The organism is Nocardioides taihuensis, from assembly GCF_042657275.1.
GTDB lineage: Bacteria > Actinomycetota > Actinomycetes > Propionibacteriales > Nocardioidaceae > Nocardioides > Nocardioides taihuensis.
Window position 1 is genome coordinate 300,071 of record NZ_JBHSKD010000004.1, and the last position, 17,333, is coordinate 317,403.

The 17,333-nt window shown below is 72.6% G+C and carries 15 protein-coding genes; 11 read left to right on the top strand and 4 right to left on the bottom strand.

What is annotated here, in order from left to right:
* The first annotated feature begins 9 nt into the window (after positions 1-9).
* The 4 genes from ACFPGP_RS04675 to groL all read left to right on the top strand — a co-directional run bounded on the left by ACFPGP_RS04675 (position 10) and on the right by groL (position 3,316).
* Entirely contained in the window at positions 10-555 is a 546-nt protein-coding gene (locus tag ACFPGP_RS04675; RefSeq protein WP_378587528.1) for a SigE family RNA polymerase sigma factor, read from the top strand.
* A 29-nt stretch (positions 556-584) separates the two neighbouring features.
* Entirely contained in the window at positions 585-1,085 is a 501-nt protein-coding gene (locus tag ACFPGP_RS04680) for a GNAT family N-acetyltransferase (protein WP_378587531.1), read from the top strand.
* Positions 1,086-1,287: 202 nt separating this feature from the next.
* Positions 1,288-1,581 carry a co-chaperone GroES gene (gene groES, locus ACFPGP_RS04685; protein WP_378588095.1) on the top strand — a complete coding sequence of 98 codons (294 nt, stop codon included), beginning with the start codon at positions 1,288-1,290 and terminating at the stop codon, positions 1,579-1,581.
* 106 nt (positions 1,582-1,687) lie between these two features.
* Entirely contained in the window at positions 1,688-3,316 is a 1,629-nt protein-coding gene (gene groL, locus ACFPGP_RS04690; RefSeq protein ID WP_378587533.1) for a chaperonin GroEL, read from the top strand.
* Positions 3,317-3,658: 342 nt separating this feature from the next.
* On the opposite strand, the gene ACFPGP_RS04695 is transcribed toward groL, so the two are convergent.
* A complete protein-coding gene (locus ACFPGP_RS04695; protein ID WP_378587536.1) occupies positions 3,659-4,489 on the bottom strand; it encodes a hypothetical protein in 831 nt (276 codons plus the stop codon).
* Positions 4,486-5,061, bottom strand: coding sequence for an RNA polymerase sigma factor (locus ACFPGP_RS04700; RefSeq protein WP_378587538.1), 576 nt, complete (start codon positions 5,059-5,061; stop codon positions 4,486-4,488). Before ACFPGP_RS04700 ends, ACFPGP_RS04695 begins: the two co-directional genes overlap by 4 nt.
* 326 nt (positions 5,062-5,387) lie before the next feature.
* On the opposite strand from ACFPGP_RS04700, the gene ACFPGP_RS04705 reads away from it, so the two are divergent.
* The gene (locus ACFPGP_RS04705; RefSeq protein WP_378587541.1) at positions 5,388-6,335 is read left to right on the top strand and encodes a TolB family protein; all 948 of its coding nucleotides are present in this window, start codon (positions 5,388-5,390) and stop codon (positions 6,333-6,335) included.
* On the opposite strand, the gene ACFPGP_RS04710 is transcribed toward ACFPGP_RS04705, so the two are convergent.
* The gene (locus tag ACFPGP_RS04710; RefSeq protein ID WP_378587543.1) at positions 6,260-7,825 is read right to left on the bottom strand and encodes a hypothetical protein; all 1,566 of its coding nucleotides are present in this window, start codon (positions 7,823-7,825) and stop codon (positions 6,260-6,262) included. The two genes, ACFPGP_RS04705 and ACFPGP_RS04710, sit on opposite strands and share 76 nt — an antisense overlap.
* A 92-nt stretch (positions 7,826-7,917) precedes the next feature.
* Between ACFPGP_RS04710 and guaB the strand changes: the two genes are divergently transcribed.
* The 4 genes from guaB to ACFPGP_RS04730 all read left to right on the top strand — a co-directional run bounded on the left by guaB (position 7,918) and on the right by ACFPGP_RS04730 (position 14,046).
* A complete protein-coding gene (gene guaB, locus ACFPGP_RS04715; protein ID WP_378587546.1) occupies positions 7,918-9,441 on the top strand; it encodes an IMP dehydrogenase in 1,524 nt (507 codons plus the stop codon).
* A 4-nt stretch (positions 9,442-9,445) separates the two neighbouring features.
* Complete coding sequence (locus tag ACFPGP_RS04720; RefSeq protein WP_378587549.1) at positions 9,446-10,030, top strand: dihydrofolate reductase family protein; 585 nt, start codon at positions 9,446-9,448, stop codon at positions 10,028-10,030.
* Between the two features lie 51 nt (positions 10,031-10,081).
* On the top strand, positions 10,082-11,185 hold the full coding sequence (locus ACFPGP_RS04725; RefSeq protein ID WP_378587552.1) for a GuaB3 family IMP dehydrogenase-related protein: 1,104 nt from the start codon (positions 10,082-10,084) through the stop codon (positions 11,183-11,185).
* Positions 11,186-11,274: 89 nt separating this feature from the next.
* On the top strand, positions 11,275-14,046 hold the full coding sequence (locus ACFPGP_RS04730) for an alpha-amylase family glycosyl hydrolase (RefSeq protein ID WP_378587555.1): 2,772 nt from the start codon (positions 11,275-11,277) through the stop codon (positions 14,044-14,046).
* On the opposite strand, the gene ACFPGP_RS04735 is transcribed toward ACFPGP_RS04730, so the two are convergent.
* Positions 14,024-14,461 (bottom strand): pilus assembly protein CpaE, encoded by a 438-nt coding sequence (locus ACFPGP_RS04735; protein ID WP_378587558.1) that lies wholly within the window; start codon positions 14,459-14,461, stop codon positions 14,024-14,026. The two genes, ACFPGP_RS04730 and ACFPGP_RS04735, sit on opposite strands and share 23 nt — an antisense overlap.
* Before the next feature lie 64 nt (positions 14,462-14,525).
* Between ACFPGP_RS04735 and ACFPGP_RS04740 the strand changes: the two genes are divergently transcribed.
* Both ACFPGP_RS04740 and ACFPGP_RS04745 read left to right on the top strand, forming a co-directional pair.
* Positions 14,526-16,244 carry a glycerol-3-phosphate dehydrogenase/oxidase gene (locus ACFPGP_RS04740; protein WP_378587561.1) on the top strand — a complete coding sequence of 573 codons (1,719 nt, stop codon included), beginning with the start codon at positions 14,526-14,528 and terminating at the stop codon, positions 16,242-16,244.
* Positions 16,245-16,365: 121 nt separating this feature from the next.
* A complete protein-coding gene (locus ACFPGP_RS04745; RefSeq protein ID WP_378587562.1) occupies positions 16,366-17,238 on the top strand; it encodes a hypothetical protein in 873 nt (290 codons plus the stop codon).
* Positions 17,239-17,333: the final 95 nt, after the last annotated feature.

Below are 17,333 nucleotides of genomic sequence, written 5' to 3' on the forward strand. Positions count from 1 at the left end.
GAGGGCGCGTTGACCACCACTGAGCACACGACGTACGACGCCGCCGTGGACGTCGCGGCCTGGGTCACCGCGCACCGGCCGGCCCTGCTGCGGGCGGCGCGGGCGATCGCGGGCGACCCCGATCGGGCCGAGGACCTCCTCCACGGCGCCCTGGTCCGCGTGCTGCCGCGCTGGTCGTCGATCCGCGACCACGGCGCTGCCGAGGCCTACGTCCGCCGGACCATGGAGAACCTGCAGCGCAGCTGGTACCGGCGGGCCTCCCACCGCCACGAGCGGGCGACGGCCGTGGTGCCGGAGCCCGAGCCCGACCCGTGGTCGGACCCGGCGCCCCTCGTCGCCGAGGTGCCGCTCTGGCCGCTCGTCGCCGGCCTCCCCGCCCGGCAGCGGGCAGCGGTGGTGCTGCGCTTCTACGAGGGCCTGTCGGTCGCGGAGACCGCCGCGGCGCTCGGGTGCTCGACCGGCACCGTCAAGTCCAACACCAGCCGCGGGCTCGACACCCTGCGCCTGCGGCTGGCCGCTGCGGGCCTCGCCCGCGACCTCGACCTGGTCGCCTGACCCTGCCCCACCCGAAGGAGACTCCTCCCATGACCACCCCCTGGCTGCCACCGGACTTCGACCACCCCCGCCACGTGCCGGTCGCGTTCGGCCACCACCTGCGGCCGATCCGGCCCGAGGACACCGACCTCGACATGGTCGCCGTGATGGGCTCCCAGCCGCGCCTCTGGAGCATCTACGGCGAGGCGTGGGGGTGGCCGCCGGCGACGATGACCCACGAGCAGGACCGCGAGGACCTCGCCCGGCACGCCCGCGAGATGGAGACGCACGAGTCGTTCAACTACGCGCTCCTCGACGCCGACGAGACCGCGCTGCTCGGCTGCGTCTACATCGATCCGCCCGAGAAGGCCGGCGCCGACGCCGAGATCTCGTGGTGGGTGGTCGACGAGTGCGTCGGCACCGACCTCGAACGCGCCCTCGACGCGTTCGTGCCGGCGTGGATCGCCGCCGACTGGCCGCTGGAGCGCCCGCGCTACGTCGGCCGCGACCTGACCTGGGCGCAGTGGCGGGCCCTGCCGCCCCTGGGCTGAGCCCCTGCGGGACCCTGCTGGCACTCGCTCGGGCCGAGTGCTAACGTCTGATCTGGCACTCTCGCCCCGAGGGTGCCAGCGCTTGCGACGCGGTGCGACCCCCGCGACGGCACACCACGACCGCAGGCTCGAACGTCCGGAGGACGACCCGGCTGCCCGGGCTCCTCCGCCCCTGCCAGTTGAGAAAGTGGAGGTCGACATCGTGTCGGTCAACATCAAGCCCCTCGAGGACCGCCTGGTCGTCAAGCCGCTCGACGCCGAGCAGACCACGGCCTCCGGCCTGGTCATCCCGGACACCGCCAAGGAGAAGCCCCAGGAGGGCGAGGTCCTCGCCATCGGCCCGGGCCGCATCGACGACAAGGGCAACCGCGTTCCGCTCGACGTCGCGGTGGGTGACAAGGTCATCTACAGCAAGTACGGCGGCACCGAGGTCAAGTACGCCGGCGAGGAGTACCTGATCCTCTCCGCCCGCGACGTGCTCGCGGTCGTCTCCTGATTTCCTCCGGGTCGTGTGCCTGACGGAGCGCTGCTGCGCGCTGTCCGGCACACGACCCGGTCCCGTTCCCCCGCCACTCCCGCAGTAAGCCTGCAGTAGGAGAGTCATGCCCAAGATCCTGGAGTTCGACGAGTCCGCACGCCGCTCCCTCGAGCGCGGCGTCGACGCGCTCGCCAACACCGTCAAGGTGACCCTCGGCCCCAAGGGCCGCTACGTCGTCCTCGACAAGAAGTGGGGCGCGCCGACCATCACGAACGACGGTGTGACCGTCGCCCGCGAGATCGAGCTCGACGACCCCTTCGAGAACCTCGGTGCCCAGCTCACCAAGGAGGTCGCCACCAAGACCAACGACATCGCCGGCGACGGGACCACCACGGCCACCGTGCTCGCCCAGGCGATGGTGCACGAGGGCCTGCGCTCGGTCGCGGCCGGCATCAACCCGATGGGCATCAAGCGCGGCATGGACGCCGCGGCCGAGGCCGTCTCCGACGCCCTGCTCGAGGCGGCCCGCGAGGTGGACTCCAAGGAGGACATGGCGTCCGTCGCCACGATCTCCAGCCGCGACTCCCACATCGGCGAGCTGCTCGCCGAGGCCTTCGACAAGGTCGGCAAGGACGGCGTGATCACCGTCGAGGAGTCCAACACCATGGGCACCGAGCTGGAGTTCACCGAGGGGATGCAGTTCGACAAGGGCTACATCTCGGCGTACTTCGTCTCCGACCCCGAGCGCATGGAGGCCGTCCTCGACGACCCCTACATCCTCCTGCACCAGGGCAAGATCTCGGCGATCGCCGACCTGCTCCCGCTGCTGGAGAAGGTCATCCAGGCCGGCAAGCCGCTCTTCATCCTCGCCGAGGACGTCGAGGGCGAGGCGCTCTCCACCCTCGTGGTGAACAAGATCCGCGGCACCTTCAACGCCGTCGCGGTGAAGAGCCCGGCCTTCGGTGACCGCCGCAAGGCGATGATGCAGGACATCGCCACCCTCACCGGTGGCCAGGTCGTCGCCCCCGAGGTCGGCCTCAAGCTCGACCAGGTCGGTATCGACGTGCTGGGCCAGGCCCGCCGCGTCGTGATCACCAAGGACAACACCACGATCGTCGACGGTGCCGGCGACAAGGCCGAGGTCGAGGGCCGCGTCAACCAGATCAAGGCCGAGATCGAGAACACCGACTCCGACTGGGACCGCGAGAAGCTCCAGGAGCGCCTCGCCAAGCTGGCCGGCGGCGTGTGCGTGATCAAGGTCGGCGCCGCCACCGAGGTGGAGCTCAAGGAGAAGAAGCACCGCATCGAGGACGCCGTCTCCGCGACGCGCGCCGCGATCGAGGAGGGCATCGTCCCCGGCGGTGGCTCCGCGCTCATCCACGCGGTCTCGGTGCTCGACGGTGACCTCGGGCTCACCGGCGACGAGGCCGCCGGCGTCCGGATCGTCCGCAAGGCGGCCGACGAGCCGCTGCGCTGGATCGCCGAGAACGGCGGCGTCAACGGCTACGTCGTGGTCGCCAAGGTCCGCGAGAACGGCCCCGGCACGGGCTACAACGCCGCGACCGAGGAGTACGGCGACCTGGTCGCCCAGGGCGTCCTCGACCCGGTCAAGGTCACCCGCTCCGCGCTGGTCAACGCGACCTCGATCGCCGGCATGCTGCTGACGACCGAGACCCTCGTCGTCGACAAGCCCGAGGAGGACGACGACTCCGCGGGCGCCGGTCACGGTCACGGCCACGGTCACGGCCACTGACCCACACCCCCACACTGACCCGCCGTTAACTAACGGCGGGTCAGCGTCATTTGGCGAGGAGACCTGTGGACGACGACCCGCATGCCGAGGATGGGGCCCGGGGTGCGCGCGGGGTCGGGTCGCTTCACGGGCACCAGTCAGGCGCTACAACGCCGAGCTGCGCGACCTGATCATCGAGGGGCGCGCGGAGCCGTCGTTCATCGTCTCCCACGAGGTGGGCCTCGACGACGCGTCCGGCGCCCCCGCCCGGTTCGACCGGCGCGAGGACGGTTGGACCACGGTGCTGCCCAGGCGTTGACCCGACGCGGTCCGTCGCACGCCGTGAGGCGGACCGCGCGGCTGTCACCCGAAACCGATGCTCCCGACCAGTTCGTCGGCGGTCGGCCCGGGTGCGTGACCGGTCAGGTTCCACGACCACACGACCGTCGTGCCCGCGCCTGGCAGGTCGACGACGGTGTAGCGGCTCTCGATGCCGCGCCAGGCGCCCCACACGTCGCCCTCGGCCAGCAGCACGGGGTGGCACGGGATCCCGGCGGTGCACGTCGCGGGCCCCGGGCCGGCGCCCGGCCGCAGCCGCACGTCGACGACCCAGGCGCGCCGGCCGTCGAGCCGCTCCTCGCGCACCGGCGAGGACGCCAGGAACGGCCGCTGCGAGATCCAGCGGGCCAGCGACCGGGCCGAGGTGACACCGAGCACCGGACGGGCGACGGACTCCGCCGTGGCGGCTTGCGCCGCCTCGACCACGCTGACGCCCTCAGTGCCGTCGTCGCGGTAGGACTCGACCGTCAGCGGGGTCGGCCCGTTGCCCGACGCGGGGAAGTGGAAGCCGGGCGGCACGGTCCAGTGCAACGGCACCCGTAGCGCGATCGTCGCCGTCCGGTCCGGACCGCAGGAGATCTGGGTGTTCTGGCAGTCCCGTCCCGTCGGTGCCGGCAGCCCGCTGGAGGGCGGATTGCCTGCGGGGCTCACGGCGCGGCTGTCCGTCGGATCCACCAGGCGGATGCCCAGGGCGGCTGCGACGACGAGTGCGGCGACCACGACGGCGCCGGCTGCCCTGGCCCGACGGCGGCTCCGCGCCACCCGGCCGAGCTCGTTCCAGGCCGTCCCGACATCGAGCCGGGTCGCGTCCCGCAGGTCCCGCGAGGCCTCGCGGGCCAGGTCGTCGATGCTCATCGTCCCTCCTCCTCGCCCCGGAGCCGCGTGGACAGCGTGGCGCGTGCCCGGTGCAGGTGCACCTTGACCGTGCCCTCGGCGCACTCCAGAACCTCGGCGACGTCGGCCACCGCCAGGTCGAGCGCGTAGTGGAGGGCAACGACCTGGGCCTGCCGGCGGGGCAGCAGCCGTACCTCGGCCCAGAAGCGCTCGCTGTCGGGTGGCAGGCCGTCGGTGGGCGGGGCACTCGGCGCGAGCCGACCGAGCACCTGCTGCTCGACCTTTCTGCGGCGCACGACCGACACGGCCTTGTGCAGGCAGATGCCCCGCACATAGCCGGCGGGGGAGCGCAGTCCGCCGATCGTGGACCAGCGCCGGTAGGCCACCAGCATCGACTCCTGGGCGACGTCCTCGGCGTACGCCGCGCCGACCAGCGCCCGGGCCAGCACCAGCAGGTGCGTGAACTCCCGCCGGTAGAACGCGTCGAACGGCTCGGTCGCGGCGCCGGCCAGCGCGGGCGAGGCCGTGCCGGCACGGTCCACGCCGGCCACGGCCACGTCGGGCGCCAGTTCCTGGCTCGATTGCCTCTTCATGCCACGTAGTCGCTCCGCGAGGTCTCACAGGTTGACCGCCGCCGCCACCTGACCCCGGGTAAACCCTCCCAGCCCTGCCAGGCGATGTCATCAACCCAGGGCGGCAGAGCCGTCTGCCACTCCCGAGTGAGGGACAGCATGAGAAGAACCGCGCACCTCGTCGTCATCGGCCTGTTCGCCGCTGCCGGCCTGACCGCCCCCGCCATGACGCGGAGGCGACGTTCCCGGCAGAGAACGGGCGGATCGCCTTCCGCAGGTTCCTCGACCCGGGCCAGACCACCGGCGCCGTGTTCACCGCGCGCCCCGACGGGAGCCACGAGCGCCAGTTGACGTTCCCGCCCCCGGGGTTCGTCGACCGCAACCCCGACGTCTCTCCGGACGGCCGGGAGATCGTCTTCCAGCGCTCGGGGCCGATCATGGACGACATCTTCGTCGTCGACAGCGACGGCACCGACCTCCGCCGCCTCACCAACACCGACGCGCCGGACGGTGCGTGCTTGCCCGACTCCGGCGAGTGCAACACGTCACCGGCCTGGTCTGCGGACGGGAAGCGCATCGTCTTCTCCCGCTCGTTCAGGCCCGTCGTCGACGACCTCGTCGAGGGTGTCGCCATCTTCGTGATGCGGGCGGACGGGTCCCACGTGCACCAGCTCACCCAGTGCCACCCGCCAGCCACCGGCCGCACCGGAGAGGACACCGAGCCGCAGCTCTCGCCCGACGGCAGGTCGCTGCTCTTCCAGCGGGTGAACGTGCGGACCGCCCGGCCGCGCGACGGCGTGGCGCTCTGGGTCCGCGACCCGCGCACCGGCCGCGAGCGCCGGATCACGCCCTACCGGCTGCGCGCGGGGGACACCCCCGACTGGTCGCCTGACGGCGCGACGGTCCTGTTCCACGAGGACTGGGACCGGCCCGACGGCAACACGGACCTCTGGACGGTCCGCAGCGACGGCACGGGGCTGCGCCAGCTCACGTTCGCCGACGACGGTCTCACCCGCTACCTCGGGTCGTCGTTTCTCGCCGGACGGCCGGTGGATCGCCGTCGGGAAGCGACCGAGCACCGGCGGACCGGAGCTCAACACGGCCGACGTCGTCAGAATGCGGTCGGACGGGACCGGGGAGCGGCTGGTGACCCGCACCGAGCTCTACGACAGCCACCCGGACTGGGGGCCCCTCCGCCCGGACTGACCGAGGCGCCGCGTCAACCGAGGAGCGGGGAGCCACGCCCGTCGCAGCGCGGGTCGAGCTCGGGGCGCTGCTCGCCCTCCAGCAGGTAGACGGGGTGACCGCCGCACGTCTCGCCGTGCAGCTCGTAGCGCTCGAGGAGCGCCGGCATGATCGGCGCGGCCAGCCCGCCCCACGACGACTCGGGCACCCAGAGGATGAACCAGGTCGGCGCGTCCGGCCCCTCCAGCAGGTCCTGGAGCTGGGAGAGGTCGGGGTCGAGCGTGCGCATCGGCAGCGTCCACAGGTGGCGGTAGGGCGAGCGGAGCCCGCTGGCCAGCACCAGCTCGGCGTGCCCGCCGTACACCACCACCGTGTCGTCGGGCTCGGCCGCGCGGTGCAGCGCCAGCCCGGTCCGGGTCGCGTCCGGCGGGGCGACGCCGGCGTAGTCCCGCACCGTCCACACCGCGGTGGCCGCCAGCGAGACCACGACCGCCGCGACCACCAGCCGCTCGGTGCGGCGCGCGACGTAGTCGCGCACCGCCAGCAGCAGCGCCGCGCAGAGCACCACGCCGGGCACCAGCGCGAAGAGGTAGGGACGCCAGAAGCTGCCGCTCAGCACCAGCGACGTCGTGTCGACCAGCACCACCGCGAGCGTGGCGACGGTCAGCACCGGGTCGAGGCGCCACACCCGACGACGGTGCAGCAGCACGCCCGCGAGGATGAACGCCGCGCCGCTCGCGACGGCGATCCCGAGCAGGAGCAGCGCTCGCGACGCCGGGGCCTGCTGCGACTGCGCGGTGATGACCTCGAGCGCGTCGGAGCGGAAGCCGTAGACGGCGTACCAGAGCGTGTGCAGCAGCACGCCGTTCCAGAGCGCCCACCCGACGGTCGCCCCCACCGGCACGAGCCCGCCGGCCAGGGCGCCGAGGCTCAGCCGCACGAGCGTCGTGGTGGTGATCCGGTGCCTGACCCGTGCGCCCACGAGCACCGCGGCGCCGAACACCAGCCCGGCGACGAGGTTCTGCTTGAGGCCCTGGGCGAGCACGGCGAGCAGCCCGGCCCCTGCGGCGAGGGCCAGCGCGGGCAGGTCGGGCCGGTGCTCGACCGCGCGGTTGAGGGCCCGCAGGCCGATCCAGAACGACGTGACCACCAGCGGGATCCCGAGGATCTCGCCCTTGGCCATGACCGGGTCGATCATCGCGCTCGAGGTCAGCGCGGCCGTGAGCACCGCCGTCCAGGCGCCCGTGCGCGCGGCGTACGCCGTGTCGGTCTCGCCCGCGAACCGCAGCATCTGGCGGGCCGTCGCGGCAGCCGCCACCACCAGGGCCCCGGCCCCGAGGGCCGCCACCAGCCGGATGAACAGCGGTCCTCCGATCGCGTCGGAGACCTTGACCATCGCGATCAGCGGCGGCGGCCGGTCGACCCAGTACGCGCCGTACAGGCTGGTCGGCTGGGGGTGCCACTCGCGAGCGACCAGGGTGAACCCGGCCTCGTCGGAGCCCAGGGGGTAGAGCAGGCCGGGGAACCTGAGCACGACGGCGGCCACGGCCGACAGGGCGACCACGAGGCGTGGGTCGACCTTGCGCAACCTGGCCAGCACGCGCACCAGCCTCGCAGGGAGGTGGCTGGTTCGGGTGCACCGGCGCCGCCGCCGTAGGATGGAGCACCGCAGCCGCCAGCCGAGAGGACCCCATGACCGACGGTCCCGTCACCCCCGAGGTCCCCGAGAAGTTCGCCGCCCTCGGCCTCACCTACGACGACGTCCTGCTGCTGCCCGGTCACTCCGACCTGGCGCCGGCCGACATCGACACGACGACCCGGCTCACCCGCGAGCTCGAGCTCAAGGTGCCGCTCGTCAGCGCCGCCATGGACACCGTGACCGAGGCCCGGATGGCGATCGCCATGGCCCGCCAGGGCGGGCTCGGCGTGCTCCACCGCAACCTCTCGATCGACGACCAGGCCTACCAGGTCGACCTGGTCAAGCGGACCCAGACCGGCATCATCTCCAACCCGGTCACGATCGGGCCCGACGCGACGCTCGAGGACCTCGACCGGATCTGCGGCGAGTACCGCGTCTCCGGCCTCCCGGTCGTCGACACCGACGAGCGGCTGCTCGGCATCATCACCAACCGCGACCTGCGGTTCACGCCGGTCGCCGAGTGGGCCACCACCAAGGTCGACGAGGTGATGACCCCGATGCCGCTGATCACCGGCGACGCCGGCATCAGCCGCGACGACGCCACGACGCTGCTGCGGCGCCACAAGCGCGAGCGCCTCCCGCTGGTCGACGACCAGGGCCGCCTGGTCGGACTGATCACGGTCAAGGACTTCGTGAAGTCCGAGCAGTTCCCCCACGCCTCCAACGACGCCCACGGCCGGCTCATGGTCGGGGCGGCGATCGGCTACTTCGGCGACGCCTGGCAGCGCGCCACCACCCTCGTCGACGCCGGCGTCGACGTGCTCGTCGCCGACACCGCCCACGGCAACGTGCGGATGCTGCTCGACATGGTGGCCCGGCTCAAGAGCGACCCGGCCACGGCCCACGTGCAGGTGATCGGCGGCAACGTCGCCACCCGCGAGGGCGCCCAGGCCTTCGTCGACGCGGGCGCCGACGCGGTCAAGGTCGGCGTCGGTCCGGGCTCGATCTGCACCACCCGCGTGGTCACCGGGGTCGGCGTACCCCAGGTGACGGCGGTCTACGAGGCGTCGCTGGCCTGCAGGCCCGCCGGCGTGCCGGTGATCGCCGACGGCGGCCTCAAGCACTCCGGCGAGATCGCCAAGGCGATCGTGGCCGGCGCCGACACGGTGATGGTCGGCTCCCTGCTCGCGGGGTGCGAGGAGTCGCCGGGCGAGCTGGTCTTCGTCAACGGCAAGCAGTACAAGTCCTACCGCGGCATGGGCTCGCTCGGCGCGATGTCGAGCCGCGGCAAGAAGTCCTACTCCAAGGACCGCTACTTCCAGGCCGAGGTCGACAGCGACGACAAGATCGTGCCCGAGGGCATCGAGGGGCAGGTCGCCTACCGCGGCCCCCTCTCCGCCGTCGCCCACCAGCTGATCGGCGGGCTCAACCAGTCGATGTTCTACGTCGGCGCGCGCACCATCCCCGAGCTGCAGGAGAAGGGGAGGTTCGTCCGCATCACGTCCGCCTCCCTCACCGAGAGCCACCCGCACGGCGTGCAGATGACCGTCGAGGCACCCAACTACTCCGGTCGTTGAGACCGTGCCGGACGGCCGCCCGCACGTGGTCGTCCACGTCGCGACCGGGCTGGACGCCACCGTGCGCGGCTTCGAGGTCGACCTCGGCGACTTCTACGCCCTCGCCGCGAGGTTCCATGAGGACGTCACCCTCGTGGGGGCGGACACCGTCCTCGCGCAGGAGGAGTCACTGGCCTCGGCAGCGCCCGGCCCCGGCCCGAACCCGGCCGGACCGCTGCTCGCAGTCGTCGACTCGCGGCGTCGGGTGTCGGCCTGGGACGCCCTGCGCGACGCCGGGTACTGGCGCGACGTGCGCGCCCTCCGCGGGCAGGGGCAGGAGCGCGTCGACCTGCGCGCCGCCCTCGCGGAGCTGGCGGCCGAGGGCGCCGGAGTGGTCCGCGTCGACAGCGGCGGCGGGCTGGTCGGCGCACTTCTCCGTCTGGGCCTGGTCGACGAGGTGAGCCTGGTGGTGCACCCCTCAGCGGGCGTCGGCGGCCCGTGGACCGGAGGGGCCCAGGGGCTCCGGTTCGAGCTCCTCGCCAGCGAGCCGCGTGACCGCGGCCTGGTCTGGTTGCGCTACGCGGTGGTCGCCGGGGACCCCCGGCCCTGAGCCCGCGCAGCCGGCGTCGCCAGCGGAAGACCCACCGCTAGGCTCGCGGCCATGGAGATCGAGATCGGCCGCGCCAAGCGCGGACGCCGGGCGTACTCCTTCGACGACGTCGCGATCGTGCCCTCCCGGCGCACGCGCGACCCCGAGGAGGTCAGCCTGGCCTGGCAGATCGACGCCTACCGCTTCGAGCTGCCGGTGCTGGCGGCGCCCATGGACTCGGTGATGTCACCCGAGACCGCCATCGCCTTCGGCCGGGCCGGCGGGCTCGGGGTGCTCAACCTCGAGGGCCTCTGGACGCGGTACGACGACCCGTCCGAGCTGCTGGAGGAGGTCGCCGCCCTGCAGGGCGAGGAGGCGACCCGCCGGATGCAGGAGATCTACCGCGCGCCGATCGACCCGGACCTGATCACCGCGCGGCTGAGGCAGGTCCGCGACTCCGGCGTCACGGTCGCCGGCGCGCTGTCGCCGCAGCGCACCAAGGAGTTCGCCAAGACCGTGGTGGACGCGGGCGTCGACATGTTCGTCATCCGCGGCACCACGGTCTCCGCCGAGCACGTCTCCAGCAAGGCCGAGCCGCTCAACCTCAAGGAGTTCATCTACGAGCTCGACGTGCCGGTCATCGTCGGCGGCTGCGCGACCTACCAGGCCGCGCTGCACCTGATGCGCACCGGCGCCGCCGGCGTCCTGGTCGGCTTCGGCGGCGGCGCGGCGCACACGACGCGCACCGTGCTCGGCGTGGCGGTCCCGATGGCCAGTGCCGTCGCGGACGTCGCGGCCGCGCGCCGCGACTACCTCGACGAGTCCGGCGGCCGCTACGTGCACGTCATCGCCGACGGCTCGATCGGCCGGTCGGGCGACATCGCCAAGGCGATCGCCTGCGGCTCCGACGCGGTCATGGTCGGCTCCCCGTTCGCGCGTGCCGTCGAGGCCCCGGGCCGCGGCTTCCACTGGGGCGCGGAGTCGACGCACGCCGAGCTGCCGCGCGGCGAGCGGGTCGAGTTCGGCACGATCGGCACCCTCGAGGAGATCCTCTTCGGCCCCTCCCGGGTCGCCGACGGCACCATGAACCTGATCGGCGCGCTGCGTCGGTCGCTGGCGACCACCGGCTACACCGACCTCAAGGAGTTCCAGCGGGTCGAGGTCGTCGTCCAGTAGCCCGACCGCGGCCCTCCCGGTCTGTCGGCGGGTCGGGTTAGGGTGCGTGCGCACCAGTCGGTGCAAGCCAGCGTTCTCGGGAGGTTGCTGTGCATCGCTCTGCCCTGTCCACCTTCGCCGCCACCGTCGCCCTCGGCGTCGGCACGGCACTCTTCTGGCCCGCGGCGCCCGCGCACGCGGACGACGCCGGTGACGTCGCGCGCCACGCGCTGCGCTCCGGAGACGTCGACGACAGCTTCTACTTCGTGATGGGCGACCGGTTCGCCAACGGCGACACCGGCAACGACGACGGAGGGATCGCCGACGACCCCGACACCGACTACCCCGACTCGGGCTTCGACCCCACGGCCAAGGGCTTCTACAACGGCGGCGACCTCCAGGGCCTGACCGAGCAGCTCGACTACATCGAGGGCCTCGGCACCGACGCGATCTGGCTCACGCCGATCTTCGAGAACAAGGCGGTGCAGGCCGAGGACGGCCCCAGCGCCGGCTACCACGGCTACTGGATCACCGACTTCACGCAGGTCGACCCCCACCTCGGCACCAATGCCGACCTGACCGACCTCGCCCAGGCCGCCCACGCGCGCGGCATCAAGGTGTTCTTCGACATCATCACCAACCACACCGCTGACGTGATCGGCTACGACGAGGGCGCCCGCACGGCGTACGTCTCCAAGGACCGCGAGCCCTACCGCACCGCGTCGGGGCGTGTGTTCGACGACCGCGACTACGCCGGCACCGACTCCTTCCCGCCGCTCGACCCCGACACGTCGTTCCCCTACCACCCGGTGCTCGACCCGGGCGAGCAGGACCTCAAGGTGCCGGCGTGGCTCAACGACCCGCGCAACTACCACAACCGCGGCAACACGACTTTCACCGGCGAGGACAGCCAGTACGGCGACTTCTTCGGCCTCGACGACCTCTTCACCGAGAAGCCCGAGGTGCGCGACGGCATGCTCGACATCTACCGCACGTGGGTGAAGGACTTCGGCATCGACGGCTTCCGCATCGACACGATGAAGCACGTCGACGACGCCTTCTGGCAGGCGTTCGGGCCGGGGTTGCTCGACTACGCGCGCAGCCACGGCAAGCCCGACTTCTTCATGTTCGGTGAGGTCGCCCTCGACGGCCAGGACGCGGCGGCGAAGAGCTTCACCTCGCACTACACGACCCACGACGACATGAAGGCCGTGCTCGACTTCCCCTTCCAGTGGGCGGCCCGCGACTTCGCGTCGAAGGGTGGCAGCGCCGAGTCGCTCGGCCGGTTCTTCCGGGACGACGACTGGTACACCGACGGTGACAGCAACGCCCAGGAGCTGCCGACGTTCCTCGGCAACCACGACATGGGCCGCTTCGGCTACTTCGTCGGCAAGGACAACGACGGCGCCTCCGGCGACGAGCTGCTGCAGCGCGACCTGCTCGGCCACGAGCTCATGTACTTCTCGCGCGGCAACCCGGTCGTCTACTACGGCGACGAGCAGGGCTTCACCGGCACCGGCGGCGACCAGCTCGCCCGGCAGACGATGTTCGCCAGCCAGGTGCCCGACTACCAGGACGACGACCAGCTCGGCTCCACCGAGACGCCGGCGACCGACAGCTTCGACACCGACCACCCGCTCTACCAGGCCCTGGCCGGCCTCGACGGGCTCGTCGAGGACAACCGGGCGCTGCGCCGCGGCGCCCAGCAGGTCCGCTACGCCGCGGACGGCCCGGGCATCCTCGCCTTCTCACGGATCGACCGTCGCGAGCAGCGCGAGTACGTCGTCGCCGTCAACAACGCCGACTCCGAGCAGACCGCCGACGTGCCCACCTGGGTGCCGTCGGGCCTCTTCGAGAAGGTGTACGGCGACGGGCCCGACCAGCTGACCAGCGGCGGTGACCGCCGGCTCTCGCTGACGGTGCCGGGCCTCTCGACGGTCGTCTACGCCTCCGAGAAGGCGATCCCGACGTCGAGCCGGGCTCCGGCGATCGACCTGCGCCGTCCCGCACCGACCGCCGTCGCGCAGAGCCGCACGCGGGTGGGCGCGAAGGTGGCCGGCGACTCGTTCTACGAGGTCACCTTCCAGGCGAAGGTCGCCGGGGGCCGGTGGCGCGACATCGGCACCGACGACTCGGCGCCCTACCGCGTCTTCCACGACACCGCGGACCTCGCCACCGGCACCCACGTCTCCTACCGCGCCGCGGTGCTCGACAACGCCGGTCACGCGCGGCTCAGCGGGGTCCGGCACTCCCGGGTGGCCGCGCCCACCGTCGACCTCACCACGTCGGGTCGCGACGGCGAGGTCAGCTGGCTCGACCCCGTCACCGTCACCGCGACCGTGGACCCCGAGCGGCCCTCGCAGGCCGTGCGGTTCGAGCGCAGCGTGGCCGGCGGTCCGTGGGAGGGGCTCGGCACCGACCACTCCTCGCCGGTCTACACGGTGACCGACGACGTCTCCGACCTCGAGATCGGCACCGAGGTGCGCTACCGGGCGGTGCTCGTCGAGCCGGGCACCCCCCGCGTCGCGGACCGGGTGACGGTCACGACGGCCAGGCCGTGGCCGCTGCGCACCTCGGTCACGGTCGCCGGCAGCCTGCAGAGCGAGCTCGGCTGCAGCGGAGACTGGCAGCCCGACTGCGCCGCCACCCACCTGGTCTTCGACGACTCCGACGGCACCTGGCGCAGGGTGTTCACCCTCCCCGCCGGCACCTACGACTGGAAGGTCGCCGTCAACGACTCCTGGACGGAGAACTACGGCGTGGGCGGGGCCGCCGGGGGCGCCAACCTGAGCCTCACGGTCCCCGAGGGTGGCGCGTCGTACGAGTTCGCATGGGACCAGGTGACCCACGTGCCGTCGGTCAGCGAGGTGCCCGCCCCGTAGGGCCGACCGCGAGCAGGGCCCGCGCGAGGGCCGACTCGGCGTCGACGTCGACGTGCCGCTGCGGCACGCCGGCGTCGACGTCGGCGAGGGCGAGCGTGACGGCGTAGCCGACGGCCTCGCCCGGCAGCCGCTCGAGGGAGACGAAGGCCTCGCCGAGCAGCGCCCGGAGCTGGTCCTCGCGGGGTAGCCAGACCGCCTCGGTCACCTGGAGGCTGTCGAGCGCCCACTCGGTGGTGCCGTTGAACGCCATCACCGGCGGGCCGTCGGGCACCTCGCGCAGCTCGACCACCATCGGGCTGACCAGGAAGACCTGGTCGTCGAGGTCGCGGTCGGGGACGACGAACCGGTCGCCGGCGACCGGCTGCCACACCAGCCCGCGGTCTCGGAGCGCCAGCGCGAGGTCGAGGGAGAGCACCCCGTCAGTGTGCCTCGCACCACCGCACCGCCCACGGGTGCGCCGGGCCTGAGAGGATCGGAGCATGACGCAGTCCACCGCCCTGAACCCGCAGGCCCGGTCGGACGCGCTGGCGGTGATGACCGACCCCATCGGCGAGCTCGACGTGCTGGTCGTCGGCGGCGGCATCGTCGGTGCCGGCACCGCGCTCGACGCCGTCACCCGGGGCCTGACCACCGGCCTCCTCGAGCAGCGCGACCTCGCCTCGGGCACCAGCAGCCGCAGCAGCAAGCTGGTGCACGGCGGGCTGCGCTACCTCGAGATGTTCGACTTCGGCCTGGTCCGCGAGGCGCTGGAGGAGCGTGGCCTGCTGGTCACCAGCCTCGCGCCGCACCTGGTGCGTCCGATCCCGTTCCTCTACCCGCTCCACCGCACGGCGGAACGGGCCTACGTCGGCGCCGGCCTCGTGCTGTACGACGGGCTGGCCGCGCTCGGCCGCTACGACCGGGGCGTGCCGCGGCACCGCCACCTGTTCCGCCGCCACCTCGAGAAGATCGCACCGGGCCTGCGCACCGACGAGCTCACGGGCGCCATCCGCTACTACGACTGCCAGGTCGACGACGCCCGGCTGGTGCTCTCGGTCGCACGCACCGCGGCGGGGCACGGCGCCCACGTGGCGACCCGCGTCCGCGTCACCGGCTTCCTGCGCGAGGGGTCGCGGGTGGTCGGCGTACGGGCACGAGACCTCGAGAACGACCGCGACCTCGAGATCCGGGCCCGGGTGGTGGTCAACGCCGCCGGGGTGTGGACCGACGAGATCCAGGAGATGGCCGGCGGCCACGGCAGCCTCGACGTGCAGGCGGGCAAGGGCATCCACCTTGTCGTGCCGCGCGAGCGGATCCGCTGCCAGGCCGGGGTGATCACCAAGACCGAGAAGTCGGTGCTCTTCCTGATCCCGTGGGGTGAGTTCTGGATCATCGGCACCACCGACACCGCCTGGCACCTCGACAAGGCGCACCCCGCCGCGAGCCGGGCCGACATCGACTACCTGCTCGAGCACGTCAACACGCTGGTCCGCGACCCGCTCACGCACGACGACGTGGTCGGGGTCTACGCCGGGCTGCGGCCGCTGGTCTCGGGCCGCTCCGAGCCGACCTCGCGGATCTCCCGCGAGCACACCGTGGTCACCCCCGTGCCCGGCCTGGTGATGATCGCCGGCGGCAAGCTCACGACCTACCGCGTGATGGGGCGCGACGCGGTCGACGCCGCGGCCGACGACCTCGTCGCCGGCGGGGCGCCCGCGGCGGCGGCGTCGGTCACCGACAAGGTGCCGCTGGTCGGGGCCGAGGGGTACGCCGTGCGCCGCAACCAGCGCACGCTCCTCGCGCGCCGGGCGGGGTTGCCGCTGGCGCGGATCGACCACCTGCTCGGCCGCTACGGCGACCTGGTCGACGACCTGCTCGACCTCTGCGCCGCCCGGCCCGAGCTCGCCGAGCCGGTCGAGGGCGCGCCCGACCACCTCGCCGCCGAGTTCGTCTACGCCGTCACCCACGAGGGCGCGCGGCACCTCGACGACGTCCTCGCCCGCCGTACCCACCTCTCGATCGAGACCCCCGACCGCGGCACCCGCGCCGCCGGAGCGGTCGCGGACCTGATGGCCGCCGAGCTCGGCTGGGACGCCGCCCGCACCGCCGACGAGGTCGACCACTACCTGCGACGCGTCGAGGCCGAGCGCCAGAGCCAGCTCATGCCGACCGACCAGGAGGCCGACGAGGCCCGCGTCAGCGCCCCCGACATCGTCTGACGCGCAGAAGTAGTACAGACAGCCCATCTGAACTGGTGCAGACAGCCCATCATGGGTTACGGTGCGCCTGGTTTCAGCCGCGACGTCGTCGCGGCGCCACTCAAATTCCGTGGGGGAATCTGTGAAGAAGCGTTCCATCTCCATGCGCTCCGGCGCTCTCGCGCTGGGCATCGTGATCGTTGTGGCGGGTGCCGGCGGCGCCGCCGCGGCCCGTCTCATCACCGGCGACGACATCGCCAAGGAGACGATCACCGGCCGCAACGTCGCCGACGACACGCTGGGCAAGTCCAAGCTCAAGGACAACGTGCTCGACGGCATCACCGGCCCCCAGGGCCCCGAGGGTCCCCAGGGTCCCCAGGGACCGAAGGGTGACCCGGCGACCTACACGGGCGCGAACTGGACGATCGTCCACCGCAACGTCATCGGCAACGGTGACGCCGACCTGCAGGCCGGGCCGGCGGGCGCGCCGTACGGCATCGGTGCGCTCATGCTGCGCACCGGCTCCGCCGAGGACAAGGCGTCGTTCGGCAACGAGGTGGACTTCGCCGGCGACCGGCTCGACGGCATCGACACGCTGAGCTACTGGGCCTACACCACCGGCGAGAACAACGCCCGCTACGCCGAGAACAACATCAGCCTCAACCTCGAGATCGACCCGACCGGCACGGCCACCGGCGGTCCGAACTACTCCTCGCTGGTCTACGTGCCCGTCGCGGCGCCCGACAACGCGTGGACGAAGCAGGACGCCTCCACGGCTGACCGCTGGTTCCTCACCGGTGCCGCTGCCACGGCCTCGGGCTGCACGCAGGCGGCGTACTGCACGCTCGCCGAGGTGCAGTCGTACTACGCGAACGCCACGATCTACACCGTCCAGCTCACCAAGGGTCGCGACTACGCGTTCTCCGGTGCGGCCGACGGCCTGCAGATCAACGACGACGTCTACGACTTCGAGCCGTTCGGCGTCTCGAAGACCACCGTGGCCGCGCAGCACTGACGCACCGCACCAGCACGAGCCGACGGCCCTCGCCCTCCCGGGCGGGGGCCGTCGCCCTTTCTCCCACCTCGGGTCGCCCTTTCTCCCACCTCGGG